Below are 16,742 nucleotides of genomic sequence, written 5' to 3'. Positions count from 1 at the left end.
GTGTATAATTCTTCTCTAAATGTCAACAGAAACTATTCTCGATTCTCCAACTTCTTTATTCATAGAAACTCCATATAATCTATCTGAACCTTTCATAGTTTCTTTATTATGAGTTATTAAAATAAATTGTGATTTTTCAATAAATCTTCTTAATAGCTCTATTATTTTTTTTGTATTTCTTTCATCAAGTGCTGCTTCTATTTCATCAAAGAATGTAAATGGTGAAGGTTTAAACATAAATATTGCCATTATGAATGAAACAGCTAGCATAGATTTTTCTCCACCCGATAGTAACATTAATGTTTGTTCTGGTTTATTCTTATATTTAACACTTAATTCAAGTCCTGTAGTTAATATATTACTTGGGTCTGTTAATTTAATATCTCCACGGGCACCGTAGAATATTTCTGAGCACATGTATTTAAAGTTTTCTTTTATTTCATTAAATGCATATGTGAATTTTTCTGTAATATCTTTATCTATTTTAGATATTAAATCATTAATAGAATTAGAACTATTTATTAAATCATCTCTTTGATTAACAAGTACTTGATGTCTTTCAAATTCACTATTATATTCTTCAATAGAAGCTAAGTTGACACTTCCTATATTATTCTTTTTAGACTCTAACTTACTTATTTCTTGTTTTATATCTACTAAGTTATCATCTTCTAGTTTATAATAAATCTCATCTAGTTTAACATCTGATTTTTTATCATTTATTTCATTTATTTTTTCTTCTAAATTTTCTAATTCTTTTTCATTTCTAACTATATTTTCTGCTATTTTTTCTGAAATACTTGATTTTTTTAATATTTCTTTTTCCATGTCATTTCTTCTATTAACTGAATCAGTTTCATTTTTTTCTATATCTTTTACTTCATTTTCATATTTAGAAATATTATCAAGATTATTTAATCTAGTAATATTTAAAGTTTCTATATTCTTAGTATATAGCTCAATTTCCTGATTAAATGATAAAAATAGCTCATCTTTATTATGTTCAAATTTTTCTATATCATTTAAATCTTTTTCAAGATTACGATGATCTAAGGTTAATTCATCATTTATATTTTTAATATTTGTAAGTTTTTCATTTAAGACTGCATAGTCTATAGAAACTTCATTTAATTTCTTTTGATATTTTTCTACACTTTCTAACTTAGCAATTTCTATTTCTAAATCTTGTCTTTTATCGAATATTTCATCTAATTTTTCTATATTTTCCATACTTAATTTAGAATTTTTATCTATTCTATTTTTATTTTCTACAATTAATCCTTTAGTATCATCTATTTCATAATTTATAGTTAATAATTTTCTTTCAATAGAATTCATATCAGTTTTCTTATATTCTAAATTCTTTTTTATAGCATTAAATTTATCATTTGCTTCTGACATGGCATTTGTATCTATGTTGTTACTTAAATTATCAATTTCTAAATTAATTTTATCATATTTACTATCAAGATTTTTTATTTCTTCTTTTAGTGTGTTTAATTCTTTTTCTTTAGAAGTTAATTCATCTTTTTTTTGTAAAGTTAAATCAACTTTATTTTTCTTATATCCTCCAGTTAATCTACCACGACTTGAAAATATATCTCCTTCAATCGTAATTATTCTATCAGAAAAACCTATTTTCAATACTTTAGTTGCTGCATTTATATCTTTAACAACTATGGCATTTGAAAATAAATGTAATATTAGTTTATCTAAATTAATATCTATATTTGAAGAGACTAAATTTCTAGCAAAATCAACAACTCCTTCAACATTAGGTAATCTATCTAACTTAGAAGATGTCTTTATATTATCTAAAGGTAAAAACGATACTGTCCCAACTTTATTTTTCTTTAAATCATCTATATATACTGTTGTTTTATCTGTATTTTTTACAACTATATCATTTAAAGAAAAGCCAATAAGTCCAGATATTGCTACAAGATATTCTTCTTTTATACTTAAAATATTAGAAACGGAATCTATTATATTATCATCATTTTTAAATGTTTTAAGTATATATTTTGAAGCTGTTGATAAGAAATAGTTATCTTCTAAAGTTTTCTGGATAGATGCATATTGATTATTTTTTTGATCATAATCTAATAACTTTCTATTTTTTATTTCAACTATTTCTTTTCTTCTATTTTTTAAATCTTCAAGTTCTTTACTTATATCACTGTATTTATTTGATATATCCTTATTAAATTGTACTTGATCTTCATATTCATTATTTAATTTAGCTATTTCAAGCTCTATTTTATCTTTAGCTAAAAGAATTTCCTTACGCTCTTTTTCAAGATTTAATATATTATTTTCAGATAATTTAACTTTTCTTTCTAATTCTTCATTTTCAATTTTAATTCTATAATTTAGTAATTCTATTTCCTTAGATTCATTATCCTTAATTTCTATCTTTTTATTTAATTCATCAGTTTTTGATGTAATTTCTTCAATTTTATAAGTTAATTCTTTCTTCTTTTCTTCTTTTTTTACTACATCTTTTGTTAAAGTATTTATCTGTATTTCATAGTCTTTTAATTTTTCTATATTCTTATTCTTGTCAACTAATAATTTATCTTTAATTTGTAATTTTTCATTTAATTTAACTTCAAAATTAGATTTATCTAGCTCAATTTTAGATAATTTTTCTTTTTCATTATTAAATTCTATAAATATATTATTAGTTTCTAATTTTAAATTATCTAATAATTCACTAACTCTATTTCTATTTTCTATAAAATCTTTTAATCTTTCATTTTCTAATTCTAAATTATTAGAAATATCCTCTATTTCTTTTTCAATATTTTTTTTATCCAAAGATAACTTTTCTTGTTCAACATTAATTTTATCCGTATTATACTCATATAGCATAAAACTTTTAACTAATATTTGGTTAACTATATTTTGATAAAAACTAGCTTTTTCAGATTCATCTTTTAATCTTTTAACTCTAAGAGACAATTCTTTTTCAACAAAACTAATTTTTTCAAGTTCTTGACTTACATTATTTAATCTTTTTATAGCCTCTTCTTTTTCAACTTTGGCTCTTTTAGTTCCAGCTGCTTCTTCTAATATTTCTCTTATCTCTTTGGGATTAGAACTTATTATCCTTTCAACTCTTCCTTGACCGATTATAGAATAAGCCTGTTTACCTATTCCTGTATCCATAAAAATATTATGTATATCTTTAAGTCTTGCCTTCTTGTTATTTATAAGGTATTCTCCATCACCATTTTTATAGATTCTTCTAGTTATTTTAACCTCATCTGATTCTATATCTAAATATCTATCTGAATTTTCGATTATAAGGGATACCTCAGCACTATTTGCAGCACGTTTATTTTTACCACCAGAAAATATTACATCACTGCTCATAGATGCCCTTATACTTTTATAGCTTTGTTCACCTAGAACCCATAAAATTGCATCAAGTATATTACTTTTACCACTTCCATTAGGACCAACAATAGATGTAATACCCTTAGTAAACTCTATAACAGTTCTATTAGAAAAAGATTTAAATCCATCTAGTTCCAATGCTTTTAAATACATTATACCCCTTCCTATTCTTCAAATTTAATATTTAATTCATTTATACTTAGTTCAATTTTTGCCACTTCAACTTTGGCATTTTCTAGCATTATTTTTGATGCCTTAGTACTATCTTTATCTTTATGTTTATCAGAAAAATATATAACCTTTGATATACCTGATTGTATTATAGCTTTTGCACATTCATTACATGGAAAATGTGTAACATAAATAGTTGAATCTTTAACATTAATTTGACTATTTAATATTGCATTCAATTCAGCATGAACAACATATGCATATTTTGTTTCAAGAAAACTACCTACTTTTCCCCAAGGCATAATATCATCGTCACTCCCATTGGTAAACCCGTTATATCCTATACCTATAATTTTTTTATCTTTAACAATACAAGCTCCAACTTGTGTTGCTGGGTCTTTACTTCTTTTAGCCGATAAAAAAGCTATTCCCATAAAATATTCATCCCAAGATAAAAAGTTTTCTCTTTTCATATACACACCACCTACTTAACTATACTTTCTATACTACCATTATGAAATCTTGTCTTTATTGTGTCTTTTGATTTTAAATCTTCAACATTTTTAACAATTTTACCATTAATTGTAGTTATACTATATCCTTTTTTCAAAATATCATCATTTGAATGTTTAGATACTTTTAATTTAAGTGTTTCTATTTCATTTTTACTTTTATTAATATGATTAGTTATTAACATTTCAACTTTTTCTTTTAAATTATTTAATTCTAAATTAGCATTTTCAAATTTAGAATAAATACTTGATAAACTTAATTTCAATTTTAAATTATCAAAATTTGTTCTATTATTGTTAAAATGTATATTAAGACTTTTATACATACTATTTTCTAGATATTCCATATCATATCTATACTGTATTATTCTATTTTCAAAATTATTTAAAACATATGAATTTTTAATATTTTCAAAATCTTTTAACGAATGCTCGTATCTATTTTCTATAATATTTAATATCTTTGCTTTATATACATTAAGACCATCTGAAATTTTATCATATTCTTGTATAATTTGTTCAACTGCCTGAGTAGGTGTAGAAGCTCTTAAATCTGCTACAAAATCAGATAAAAGAATATCTGTTTCATGCCCTACAGCAGAAACAACAAATATATCTGAAGAATAAATAGCTTCTATTACTTCTTTTTCATTGAAAGCCCATAAATCTTCTATACTTCCTCCACCTCTACCAACAATAAGTGCATCTAGCATATATTTATCATTATTTTCATTAAAATATCTAATAGCATTTGCAATCTCAGTACTTGAACCTTCACCTTGTACTTTTACTGGATAAAGATATATATCTACATATTTATCTCTATTATGTGTAGTTCTAATAATATCCTCTATTGCTGCACCTGTTCCTGAAGTTATAACCCCTAATCTTTTAACAAGTTTTGGTTTAACTTTTTTAATAGTTTCATCAAAATATCCTTTTTTTGAATATTCTTCTTTTAATTTTTCAAGTTTTTCATAAAGTAAACCTCTTGTTTCAAGTTTTTCTATATCTGATACTATAAAATTAATTGAACCATTTGGTTTATAATAATTAATATCTGCTATAACTCTTACTTTATTACCTTCTTTTAAAGTAAAATTTATGCCTTTAAAAGCATGATTAAAAATAGCACATTTTATAACACTAGTATCATCTTTTAAGGAGAAATATAAATGTCCTGATTTTTGATAAGTAACATTAGAAAGCTCACCTGTAATTGATACATTTTTTAGATCACTTGAAAATATTACCTTTTCTATTTGCAATGCAATTTCACTAACTGTATAATTTCTACCCATATTTCCTCTATTTTAATTCTAAATATTCTTTTTCTTTATATCCTATTAATATTTTGTCATTGTATATTAATATAGGACGTTTAACTAACATTCCATTAGTTGATAAAAGCTGTAACTTTTCATCAATAGACATCTTATCTAATTTATCCTTAATATTTTCTGATCTATAAACTTGACCACTTGTATTAAAGAATTTTTTAATATCTAAACCTGATTTTTCATAAATATGTTTTAATTCATCATAATTAAGTTTATCATTAGCTATATCCCTATATTCTAATTCTATGCCTAATTCTTTAAGTTTAGAATATGCATTTTTACAAGTTGAACATTTAGGATAACCTATAAATATATTTTTCATTTACATCAACTCCATTAATATCTTTTTTAATTCATTAACTTTGTTTCTTCTATCAATAGCTTCTTCATATTGATAATTTTTAGCAAACTCTTTCATTTCTGATTCAAGTTTCTTAATTTCTTTTTCTATTTCTTTAGTATTTTTAAACTTTACTTGTGTTATATTAGTTTCACTTTCATCTTCTTCATATTCAAGTAAAGACTCTGTTAAATGTGCCTTTACATTTTGAGGAATAATATTATTATCTTCGTTATACCTTTGTTGAACTATACGTCTTCTTTCAACTTCATCCATAGCTTCTTTCATAGACTTAGTTATTTTATCAGCATATAATATTACATGTCCATTAACATTTCTTGCTGCACGACCCATAGTTTGTATTAAAGATCTTCTTGAACGTAAAAATCCTTCTTTATCAGCTTCAAGTATGGCAACTAAAGATACCTCAGGTAAATCTAGCCCTTCCCTTAAAAGATTTATACCAACCAAAACATCAAATTCACCATTTCTAAGTCCTTTTACTATTTCAACCCTTTCTATAGTTGAAATTTCAGAATGCATATATTTAACTTTTATACCATAATCTAAATAATATTCAGTTAACTCTTCAGCCATCTTTTTAGTAAGAGTCGTAACTAATATTCTTTCTCCTCTTGAAACTCTATCTTTTATATCATCCATTAAATTATCTACTTGATTTTTAGTAGGTCTAATTTCTATACTAGGCTCAACTATACCAGTTGGTCTAACTAATAGTTCTACTATTTCATCTCCTGATTCTTCTAATTCATAATCACTCGGAGTAGCTGAAACATAAACAACCTGGCTAACTTTTGCAAAGAATTCTTCTTTTCTTAAAGGTCTATTATCCAAGGCACTAGGCAATCTAAAACCGTGATTTACTAACATTTCTTTTCTACTTCTATCCCCATTATACATTCCACCTATTTGTGGAACCATAATATGTGATTCATCTAAGAAAACTATAGGATCTTCTGGGAAATAGTCTAAAAGAGTATAAGGGGCTTCTCCAGTTTTTTTACCTGTTAAATATCTCGAATAATTTTCCATTCCCTTACAATAACCTATTTCCTTTATCATCTCTATATCATATTCTGTTCTTTGTTTTATTCTTTGAGCTTCTAATATTTTACCATCTTTTTCAAATTCTTCTATTCTAATTTCTAAATCTTTTTTTATTTCATCTACTAAAGTTTTTGTGTCTATTTCTGATAAATAGTGTGTAGCTGGCATAAGATTTAATCTTTTTACATCTCTAATTTTTTTTAAAGTCAAAGTTTCTAATTCTGATATTTTTTCCAAATCTTCATCAAAAAATTCAAATCTATAAACTGTATCTTGATAAATAGGATAAACATCTATAATATCACCTTTAACTCTAAATTTACCTCTTTCAACTACCATATCATTTCTTTCATATCTTAATCCCAATAAAGATCTTATTAATTTTGATCTAGTTATACCACCTAAATCTATATCAATATACATACTTCTATCAGAATACGAATTAGGTGAACCTAGTCCATAAATAGCAGAAACAGAAGCCACAACTATAACATCTTTTCTATTTAAAAGAGCTGCAGTTGCCGCATGCGTTAACTTATCTATTTCTTCATTTATAGATGAATCTTTTTCTATATATGTATCTGTTGATTGAATATATGCTTCTGGTTGATAATAATCATAATAAGAAACAAAATATTCTACAGCATTTTCTGGAAAAAACTGTTTATATTCATTATACAATTGCGCAGCTAAAATCTTATTAGGTGCCATAATAAGAGCTGGTCTTCCCAGCTCTTTAATAATATTTGCAATTGTAAAAGTTTTTCCACTACCTGTTACCCCTAATAATATCTGATCACTTATACCATTTTGTATATTATTTACTATCTTATCTATAGCTTGTGGTTGATCACCAGTTGGGTTATAGTTTGAATGAAGTTTAAACATTTTCACCCCTATTTTTCTAAATTATTCTTAATTTGTTCTCTAACATTATTTGGATTATTTAATAAAGTTTCATATCTAAAGAATATTACCCCATTAACAGCCTTATAATTTTTATTTAATTCTAATTGTCTAGCTGTCTCATCAGAATTTTTCCAATCACTTGCCTTATATGTACCTTGTCCTACATAAAATGGAGTATTAGTCTTTTCTGAAACAGAAGACCACCATCTTACAAGTTCTGTATAATCTGCTTTATCAAATCCTATATTCCAATAAATTTGTGGAGCTATGTAATCTACCCAACCTTCACGCATCCACTTAACACTATCTGCATAAAGTGAATCATATGCTTGTAATCCTTTTGTATTTGAACCACTTGGATCAGAACTTACATTTCTCCATATACCAAATGGACTTACTCCAAATGAAAGTTTTGGTTTAATTTTATGAACAGAAACTGAAAGATTTTGTATCATTTTATCTACATTATCTCTTCTCCATTCCTTTCTATCAGTAAATCCTTTTGTGTTTTTTTCATATTCTGCATCATCAAAACTATCTGATAAGTTTAATGTTGATGATGGATATGGATAAAAGTAATCATCTAAATGCATACCATCTATATCATAATTTCTAACTATATATTCTATTTCATTTGATACATATCTAACTACATCAGGATTACCTGGATTCATATAATACTTACCATCATATTCAAATATCCATTCTGGATGTTTCTTTACAACACTTCTATCTGATAATTTACTTCTATCTAAATTCATAGAAGCTCTATAAGGATTAATCCATGCATGTAATTCAAGTCCTCTTTTGTGTGCCGCTTCTATTGCATACGCTAAAGGATCATATCCAGGATCTTGATCTTGAACTCCTGTTAAATATATAGACCAAGGTTCATTTTCAGATTTATAAAGCGCATCTGCTGCTGGTCTAACGTGGAAGAAAACTGCATTTAGCCCCCAATTTTTAATATTATCCATCATATTATCTATTTCTCTTTTTTGATTTTCTGTTCCACGAGTTTTAGGGAAATCTAAGTTCAATACTGATGCTACCCATACTCCTTTTAAATCTTTATTTACTTGTCTATCGCTTCTATCAAAAACTACAGATTTTAAATTTTCATTTGATAATATCTCATCATTTGTTGCACTTGAATCTACTATTAGTTTATCTTCTTTTTCTGTTTCTTTTTTATCTCCTAATTCATATTTAGGTTTATAATCTTTATATAAATCTTCCTTAACTTCTTGTGTTGTAGAACAAGAAATTATAAATGCTAAAATCGTAGCAAGTGTTAAAACTCTTCTTCTCATATATTCTCCTTATTTTTTATATACTAATCCTACTCCATCTCCAAAAGGCAGTAGAACAAAATTATATTCTTCATTTAAATAGTTTATAAATTTATCCAAATTATTTAGTATAGTTCTATATTTCTTAGGAAACTCATTTTCAGCAACTAAACCTCTAAACATCAAATTATCTATAAATATATATCCTCCCTTATTTAACATGCCATAGCTTAAATTAAAGAAATCAATGTATTTTGATTTTGACGCATCTATAAATATTAAATCATACCTTCTATTATTACTAACTAGTTCAGGTAAAACTTTTAGTCCATCTCCTAATATTTGCTCTACATTATCTTCTAAATTAAATTTAGAAAAGTTATGTTTTGCTCTAATATATCTATCTTCATCTATTTCTATAGTTGTTAGCTTTCCTTTATATTTTCTAGAAATTTCTGCAAGAAAAACTCCAGAATACCCTACAGCTGTACCTATTTCAAGTATATTTGAAGCTGAAATATTATCAGCGGTAAATAGTAAAAATTTTAAAACATCACGAGTAATTATAGGAATATTATTCTCTAGTGCTTCTTTTTCAAATTCATCCAATAACTCATTATCGAACACATTTAAATCTTGTACATATTTTGTTGCTTTTAAAAAATCATTTATCATAATTATTTCCTTTCATAATTATATTTATTTTACCATAAATACAATAAAAATACTAGCAAACAGACAATAAAAGAAATGTTTTAAAGATAATTCTAATAAAACTTTAGATATTAAAAAAAGATAGTTAGTATTAACCATCTCGTACAGATATAAGGAAATATAATTATAGAAATTAAAAAAAAGTGTATGTTTTTTAATTTTTGATTTCTCATATAAATCTTAAACTATATTATATCAAAAAATTTTCTTTTTTGCAAATTTTTTCTTTGACTTTTTTATTTTTTTTTGTTAAACTTTTTATAGAGGTGATTCGATGATTTGTGTAATTGGCGGTGCTAATATTGATATACAAGGATTCTCTAATAATGAAATTGTCTTTAATGATTCAAATCCAGGAAAAATAGAAAAAGGATTTGGTGGTGTTGCAAGAAACATAGCTGAAAATCTTGCTCTACTTAATCAAAAACCTATTTTTATGGCTCCAGTTGGTGATGATGAATTTTCAAAATCATTAGTTAGTTATATGAATTCTAAAAATGCAGATATGTCTCATTGTCTTTATATCAAAGATGAAAATTTATCTACATATTTATCAATACTTAATAGCGATAATGAAATGGTACTTGCTATAGCAAGTATGCAAATACTAGAAAAATTTGATCTAAATTTCATTAAATCTAAAGAAGATTTAATAAAAAAAGCTGATGTTTTAGTACTTGACACTAATTTAAATCAAGATGTAATTGAATACTTATCAAGTATACACGATAAAGTTATAATAGACTTAGTATCTACTGCAAAAGCTGTTAAGGTAAAAGAATTTGTTGGAAATTTCCATTCAATTAAACCTAACAAAATCGAAGTAGAAATACTTACTGGAGTTAAAATTACAGATAACAAAAGTATGAAAAAAGCAGCTAAAATATTAATTGACCAAGGGGTAAATAATGTATACATTACTCTTGGAAAAAATGGTGTTTTCTATATGAATAAAGATAAAAATGAATTTATTCCTAATCCACCTGTAAAACCAGTAGATATAACTGGAGCTGGTGATTCATTTACAAGTGGGATAGCCTACTCTATTTTAAAAGGGTATGATATAGAAAAAAGTGCTAAAGTATCAATGTCAATGTCTCTTTTAAATATATCAAATATAGGGACATGTTTTGAAGGTTTAGATGAAAACAAACTTAATAACACACTAAAAAATTATTTTAATATAGAATTATAGGAGGAAACAAAATGAAACAATATCTAGAAATTAATCCAATAGTTAAGGAAGCTTTAGAAAATAACAAACCGGTAGTTGCTTTAGAATCAACTATAATATCTCATGGAATGCCTTATCCTAAAAATGTTGAAGTTGCGTTAGAAGTTGAAAGACTTGCTCGTGAAAATGGTGTTGTCCCTGCAACTATAGGTATAATAAACGGTAAATTAAAAGTTGGTTTAACTGAAGATGAAATAAACTTATTAGGACGTGAAGGGTTAAAAGTTCCTAAAGTAAGTAGAAGAGATTTAGCTTATGTTGTAAGTAATAAATTAAATGGTGCCACTACAGTTGCAACAACTATGTTAATTTCAGCTTTAGCTGGTGTTAAAATATTTGCAACAGGAGGAATAGGAGGAGTTCACAGAAATGCTGAAGTTACTATGGATATTTCTGCTGACTTAGAAGAATTAGGACAAACTAACGTTGCCGTTATATGTGCTGGTGCTAAATCAATTCTTGATTTAAAATTAACTCTTGAATATTTAGAAACTAAAGGTGTTCCTGTTCTTGGTTATAAAACTAAAGAATTACCTGCATTCTATACTAGAAAAAGTGGATTTAATTTAGATTATAAAATTGAAACACCTAATGAATTTGCAAACATTTTAAAAACTAAATGGGATTTAGGATTAAACGGTGGAGTTGTTATAGCTAACCCAATTCCTGAAGAATTTGCAATGGATTATGATGTTATTACAAATGCTATAAATGAAGCAATAGTAGAAGCTGAAGAAAAAGGTATTAAAGGAAAAGATACTACTCCATTCTTACTTGATAAAGTTAAGACAATAACTGCTGGTAAATCATTAGAAGCTAATATACAATTAGTATTTAACAATGTAAAACTTGCAGCAGAAATTGCTAAAGAATTAGTTAGATTATAGGAAATAGATGAAGAATCTATTTATAATTCTAATAATGATATTTGCATATTTAAAAATTTATATATCTATAAGTAAAATTTTCAAATTAAAATATCCTTTTAATATATTAGAAAATGCTACTATACCTATACTTTTATTTGAAATATTAACAATACTAATATTTTATATAAATCCTAATTTATATGCAATTATACCAACTAGTGTTCAATTTATAACATTTGGTGTACAGATATATCATATAACTTTATATAGTATTTTCTATCTTTTATTAAATACTGTATTTATAATAACTACATTAGGACTAAATGATACTTTTATTCCTATTTACAACTATGGTATATCAATTCACTTTATACTAACATCAATATTCACAATATTACTGTTATAGAAAAAAAATTTATATATATAAGTCATGTGAGATTTAATCAAGCATGACTTTTTTATTTTAGAAATTATTACTTTCATTTCTAACTTTTAAAGTATCTTAATACCTCTTATTTTTCTTATATCAATCTTCAATTTTTCTCCTAAAAAAAATAGATATGAATACCATATCTACTTCTACTTACCAAACAATTTTAATAATTCTTCTTTATCAAATTTTCTTGGTTCTATATTATTAATTAATTTACTATCTTTTATATATCCTATTGATGGAACTGATTTGATTTTAAACTTATTAAATACTATTCCATCTTTATCTATATATATTTCAAATGGATAATTAGATTTTTTTAAAAATTCATAAGTTTCTTTTTCATAATCTAGAAATTCTCCATCAGATGGAGCATATGGAAATTCAATTAAATATATATCCACTTCTCCTCTTAAATCATCTTTAATTTCTTTTAACTGTTCAATATATTGTTTACAATTTGGACACCAAGTTGTACCATAAACAACTATTCCAGCTTTAGTTTTTGTTATTATATTATTATATACTTGTTCATCATTTATATATTTATACGAACTACTAGAACATGATAAACAAAACATTAACATTGTAAATACTGCCAATATTTTTTTCATTTTACCCTCTACTTATTATTTATTAATATATTAGTATATACTCTTATTTTTTCTTTATCTTTAGAATTACCTGCTAAATCTATAAGTATAGTAAGTGCCTTAACATTTTCTTGAGAAAGAGCAATTATAGCATATTTTTTCTTTTCATAAGTATCTGTTAAATTATTTGCTAATTTATAGCTTGCTTCTGAACTTCCTAATTTTGATGCAAGTTTTAAATAATTAGTATAATCTTCTGTTATAGGTGTAGCAAATACTGATTGTAAATCTTGTACAAGATTATTTAAATTAACAGCACTATCTATATCTCCATTTTCAAAACTTAATTTATACATTTCTATAGCTTGCATAGTATCACCTATATTTTCATAGTATTTACCTAACTTTTTATATACTGGTATAAATTTCAAGTTTTTTAATCTATCATATATTTCTTTAGCTTCTTTCCATTCATCATTTTCAAATAATAAATTAGCTTTAATAAAATCTAAATTTCTATCATATGTTTTTACTTCATCTAATAATTTAATTAATTTAGTTCTGTTTGATTTAGTTGATATATCAGAATTTTGAACAACCTTTAAAGCAACTCTTGCTTCCTTATATTTTAGGAATAATTCTTTATAAATTTGTAAGGCTTTATCATTATCTCCTTCAAGTTCTATATAGTTTGCCTTAGCAAATAAAGCGTCTTTATTATTTTCTTCTATAAATGGTTTTAATATCTTGTATGCATCGTTTATAAATGTCTTATCTATATAGAAATTACCTAATTCTAATTTTTCTTCTTTTGTAATAGTATTTTTATTATATTTAAATTCTAATTCTTCCATTCTTTCATAAACAGCTATACTATTTTTCATTTCAAGATATCTTTCAACAACTCTGTAATCTTTTAAATTATATGATTTTTCTATATATTCAAAAGCTTCAGTAAATCTCTTTGATAAATATAGATAATTACCTAAGAAATATAGCGCATCAATATTATTTTGATTAGCAGCTTTCTTTAATTCTTCTATAGCTTCTCCTGTTTTATTTGAATAAAGAAGAAACTGAGCTTTTCTATACTCGGCATAACCACTGGACTTTTCTTCCTTATCTTTATAGAATGATGAAATAACCTCATCATCAGCTAATCCATTAATAACTTGATATATATCTACATCATTTCCTAAATATGCTTTTTCAAAGTTTTTAAGTGTTTTTTTATTGTCTTCATCATACATACTAACTATAGCATTTTCTATATAGTCAAAAGGTTTAGATGTATATATATACGTTTTAATAGAAAATATCAGTAAAACTAATATAGATAAAATAAATACTATTATTATCTCTTTTAAAATTCTACTTTTATTCATTATATCCCCTTATTTTATAATAGTTGAAACTTTAACATTTTCATCTATTACAACTAATTTTGTTTTTTTCTTTTCAGTAGTTGTAAGTAACATTCCTTGTGATACTATCCCTTTTAATTCAATAGATTTTAAGTTTAAAACAGCCATAACCTTAGTTCCAACTAATTCTTGTTCATTTTTATAGTGTTTTGCAATACCTGAAACTATCTGTCTAAGTTCTTTTCCAGTATCAACTATAAATCTTAATAAAGCATCACTTTCAGGAACTTTATAAACTTTTTTAATTTCAACAACTTTAATTTCTACCTTATTAAAATCTTCAATATCTATTGGATTTTGTATAACTAATTCTTCTTCAAATTCAATTTTAGGAACTTCTATACGTGGGAATAACACTTTAGATTCACCTAATTTATTTCCATCAGAATAAATTCCCCATTCAGTATAATCACCTAATTTTATACTACTTACTTTAATATCAAGTCCTAATTGATATAAAATATTTTGACTTGAATCAGGCATAACTGGATAAACTAATAAGGCAACTTTAGAAATACCTTCAATAAGATTATATAAAACTGCTTTTAATCTTTCAATATTACCTTCTTTATATAAAGCCCACGGTTCTGATTCATCTATATATTTATTAAGTCTTGATATAAACTTCCAGATAGATTTAAGCATTTCAGAAAAATTATAATCATTATACATATTATCAACTGTAAATAAAGTTTCTTTCCAAAGTTCTATTAATTCATTATCTAATTCAGATTTTACATCAGATTTATATACAACTGAATCAAAATATTTTGCCTGCATTCCAAGAACTCTATTTAATAAATTACCTAAATCATTAGCTAAATCACTGTTAATTCTTTGAATTACAGCTTTTTTTGAATAATCTGCATCTTGTCCAAAAGTTGCTTCTCTTAATAAGAAATATCTAAATTGATCTAAACCATATTTTTCAATTTCTTCTAAAGGATCAACAACATTACCTAAAGATTTAGACATCTTTTCTCCATCTATAGTCCACCATCCATGTACTGCCAATACATCAGGTAACTTATACCCTGCTGCCATTAACATAGCTGGCCAAATAATAGCATGGAATCTTAAAATATCTTTACCTATAACATGTACAACTTCTCCATTATTCCAAAATTCATTAAATAATTCACTTCCATAACCTGCTGCAGTTAAATATGAATTTAATGCATCAAACCAAACATACACTATATGTCCTTTTTCAAGTTTTAATGGAATACCCCAATCAAAAGTAGTTCTTGAAATTGAAAGATCTTGAAGACCTTGTTTAATAAAAGAAATAACTTCATTTCTTCTTGAAACTGGTTTTATAAAATCTGGATGATTTTCATAAAATTCTAATAATTTATCTTGATATTCAGATAATTTAAAGAAATATGATTTTTCAGCCATATCTATAACTTCTTTTCCCATATATTTACCATCAACTAATTGAGATTCAGTTACAAAAGTTTCCTCACTCACTGAATATTTACCAATATATTCCCCGCTATATATCTTACCATTATCATAAACTTTCTGTATAACAGTATCAACAGTATATTCATGATTTGAATCAGTAGTTCTAACAAAATAATTATAATCTATATTCAGCTTATCCCAAAGATTAACAAAATCTTCTTTCATTTTATCAACCCATTGTTGAGGAGTTACATTATTTTTCTTAGCTGATTCTTCTATTTTTTGACCATGTTCATCTATTCCAGTTATAAATCTAACATCATAACCTTTAAGTCTTTTATATCTTGATACAACATCACATATTACTGTAGTATATGCTGTTCCTATATGAGGTTTAGCATTAGGATAATAAATAGGCGTTGTTATATATAAATTTTTCATTATATTTCCTCCAATTTTTAATTATACATTTTAACACTTTAAACTACATTTGTCTACTTTATTTATTTTTTTGTTGCCCCTTTCACAGTTAATTCATACCTAATATCACTAACTTCTTCATCATTCATACCAAATTCAAAATTTAACTGTCTCATTGCTTCATAAAGAATAACAACTGCAGAATTTGATAAATTTAAAGATCTACCTATTTTTAACATAGGTATAGTTATATTATATTCCTTATATTTTTCTAATATTTCAACTGGTATTCCTCTTGATTCTGGTCCAAACATGATATAGTCATTTTCTGAATACTCAACATCTGTATATTTTTTATCAGTTTTAGTTGTCGCAAAATATATTTTACCTTCACCTTTATTTTCTAAAAATTCTTCAAAACTTTCCCAAACTTTTAATTTAACATATTTCCAATAATCAAGACCAGCCCTTTTAACATCTTTATCTTCTATAGAAAAACCTAAGGGCTTAATTAAATGTAAAGTTGTGTTAGTTAAAACACAACTTCTTCCTATATTACCAGTATTATATGGCATCTCTGGTTGATACAATACTATATTCATAATCTTCTC

General features: G+C 25.1%; 14 protein-coding genes. 3 read left to right on the top strand and 11 right to left on the bottom strand.

The genetic code is table 11. From position 1 onward, the window contains the following. Positions 1–15 precede the first annotated feature (15 nt). From smc to AYC59_RS06855, 7 genes are read right to left on the bottom strand one after another with little or no spacing between them, the layout of a single operon-like run. On the bottom strand, positions 16–3,555 hold the full coding sequence (gene smc, locus AYC59_RS06885; protein WP_066896814.1) for a chromosome segregation protein SMC: 3,540 nt from the start codon (positions 3,553–3,555) through the stop codon (positions 16–18). 11 nt (positions 3,556–3,566) lie between these two features. After that, positions 3,567–4,046 (bottom strand): deoxycytidylate deaminase, encoded by a 480-nt coding sequence (locus tag AYC59_RS06880; RefSeq protein WP_066896812.1) that lies wholly within the window; start codon positions 4,044–4,046, stop codon positions 3,567–3,569. 11 nt (positions 4,047–4,057) lie between these two features. Next, the gene (gene xseA, locus AYC59_RS06875) at positions 4,058–5,386 is read right to left on the bottom strand and encodes an exodeoxyribonuclease VII large subunit (protein ID WP_066896810.1); all 1,329 of its coding nucleotides are present in this window, start codon (positions 5,384–5,386) and stop codon (positions 4,058–4,060) included. Positions 5,387–5,393: 7 nt separating this feature from the next. Next, positions 5,394–5,747: a Spx/MgsR family RNA polymerase-binding regulatory protein gene (locus AYC59_RS06870; RefSeq protein WP_066896808.1), complete on the bottom strand. Its 354-nt coding sequence runs from the start codon at positions 5,745–5,747 to the stop codon at positions 5,394–5,396. Beyond that, the gene (gene uvrB, locus AYC59_RS06865) at positions 5,748–7,721 is read right to left on the bottom strand and encodes an excinuclease ABC subunit UvrB (protein WP_066896806.1); all 1,974 of its coding nucleotides are present in this window, start codon (positions 7,719–7,721) and stop codon (positions 5,748–5,750) included. An 8-nt stretch (positions 7,722–7,729) separates the two neighbouring features. Next, positions 7,730–9,055, bottom strand: a complete 1,326-nt coding sequence (locus AYC59_RS06860; protein ID WP_066896804.1) for a glycoside hydrolase family 10-like protein — start codon at positions 9,053–9,055, stop codon at positions 7,730–7,732. A gap of 9 nt (positions 9,056–9,064) precedes the next feature. Beyond that, positions 9,065–9,709 carry an O-methyltransferase gene (locus AYC59_RS06855; protein ID WP_066896802.1) on the bottom strand — a complete coding sequence of 215 codons (645 nt, stop codon included), beginning with the start codon at positions 9,707–9,709 and terminating at the stop codon, positions 9,065–9,067. 313 nt (positions 9,710–10,022) lie between these two features. On the opposite strand from AYC59_RS06855, the gene AYC59_RS06850 reads away from it, so the two are divergent. Genes AYC59_RS06850 through AYC59_RS06840 form a run of 3 tightly spaced genes read left to right on the top strand, consistent with a single transcriptional unit; the run spans position 10,023 to position 12,257 of the window. After that, entirely contained in the window at positions 10,023–10,943 is a 921-nt protein-coding gene (locus AYC59_RS06850; RefSeq protein WP_066896800.1) for a carbohydrate kinase family protein, read from the top strand. Positions 10,944–10,954: 11 nt separating this feature from the next. Beyond that, entirely contained in the window at positions 10,955–11,869 is a 915-nt protein-coding gene (locus AYC59_RS06845) for a pseudouridine-5'-phosphate glycosidase (RefSeq protein WP_066896798.1), read from the top strand. Positions 11,870–11,876: 7 nt separating this feature from the next. After that, complete coding sequence (locus tag AYC59_RS06840) at positions 11,877–12,257, top strand: hypothetical protein (protein ID WP_066896796.1); 381 nt, start codon at positions 11,877–11,879, stop codon at positions 12,255–12,257. A 173-nt stretch (positions 12,258–12,430) separates the two neighbouring features. On the opposite strand, the gene AYC59_RS06835 is transcribed toward AYC59_RS06840, so the two are convergent. Genes AYC59_RS06835 through AYC59_RS06820 form a run of 4 tightly spaced genes read right to left on the bottom strand, consistent with a single transcriptional unit; the run spans position 12,431 to position 16,733 of the window. After that, the gene (locus AYC59_RS06835) at positions 12,431–12,898 is read right to left on the bottom strand and encodes a TlpA family protein disulfide reductase (protein WP_066896793.1); all 468 of its coding nucleotides are present in this window, start codon (positions 12,896–12,898) and stop codon (positions 12,431–12,433) included. An 8-nt stretch (positions 12,899–12,906) separates the two neighbouring features. Further along, entirely contained in the window at positions 12,907–14,262 is a 1,356-nt protein-coding gene (locus AYC59_RS06830; RefSeq protein WP_066896791.1) for a tetratricopeptide repeat protein, read from the bottom strand. 9 nt (positions 14,263–14,271) lie between these two features. Next, a complete protein-coding gene (gene metG / locus AYC59_RS06825; RefSeq protein ID WP_066896788.1) occupies positions 14,272–16,155 on the bottom strand; it encodes a methionine--tRNA ligase in 1,884 nt (627 codons plus the stop codon). A 59-nt stretch (positions 16,156–16,214) separates the two neighbouring features. Further along, positions 16,215–16,733: a tRNA (cytidine(34)-2'-O)-methyltransferase gene (locus tag AYC59_RS06820; RefSeq protein ID WP_066896784.1), complete on the bottom strand. Its 519-nt coding sequence runs from the start codon at positions 16,731–16,733 to the stop codon at positions 16,215–16,217. Between the last annotated feature and the right edge of the window lie 9 nt (positions 16,734–16,742).

The organism is Pseudostreptobacillus hongkongensis, from assembly GCF_001559795.1.
Lineage (GTDB): Bacteria > Fusobacteriota > Fusobacteriia > Fusobacteriales > Leptotrichiaceae > Pseudostreptobacillus > Pseudostreptobacillus hongkongensis.
This window is presented reverse-complemented; position numbering and strand designations above follow the sequence as displayed.

Coding starts and splice junctions, on each gene's coding strand:
- smc (WP_066896814.1), bottom strand. CDS start 3,555: ATGTATTTAAAAGCATTGGAACTAGATGGATTTAAATCTTTTTCTAAT.
- AYC59_RS06880 (WP_066896812.1), bottom strand. CDS start 4,046: ATGAAAAGAGAAAACTTTTTATCTTGGGATGAATATTTTATGGGAATA.
- xseA (WP_066896810.1), bottom strand. CDS start 5,386: ATGGGTAGAAATTATACAGTTAGTGAAATTGCATTGCAAATAGAAAAG.
- AYC59_RS06870 (WP_066896808.1), bottom strand. CDS start 5,747: ATGAAAAATATATTTATAGGTTATCCTAAATGTTCAACTTGTAAAAAT.
- uvrB (WP_066896806.1), bottom strand. CDS start 7,721: ATGTTTAAACTTCATTCAAACTATAACCCAACTGGTGATCAACCACAA.
- AYC59_RS06860 (WP_066896804.1), bottom strand. CDS start 9,055: ATGAGAAGAAGAGTTTTAACACTTGCTACGATTTTAGCATTTATAATT.
- AYC59_RS06855 (WP_066896802.1), bottom strand. CDS start 9,709: ATGATAAATGATTTTTTAAAAGCAACAAAATATGTACAAGATTTAAAT.
- AYC59_RS06850 (WP_066896800.1), top strand. CDS start 10,023: ATGATTTGTGTAATTGGCGGTGCTAATATTGATATACAAGGATTCTCT.
- AYC59_RS06845 (WP_066896798.1), top strand. CDS start 10,955: ATGAAACAATATCTAGAAATTAATCCAATAGTTAAGGAAGCTTTAGAA.
- AYC59_RS06840 (WP_066896796.1), top strand. CDS start 11,877: ATGAAGAATCTATTTATAATTCTAATAATGATATTTGCATATTTAAAA.
- AYC59_RS06835 (WP_066896793.1), bottom strand. CDS start 12,898: ATGAAAAAAATATTGGCAGTATTTACAATGTTAATGTTTTGTTTATCA.
- AYC59_RS06830 (WP_066896791.1), bottom strand. CDS start 14,262: ATGAATAAAAGTAGAATTTTAAAAGAGATAATAATAGTATTTATTTTA.
- AYC59_RS06820 (WP_066896784.1), bottom strand. CDS start 16,733: ATGAATATAGTATTGTATCAACCAGAGATGCCATATAATACTGGTAAT.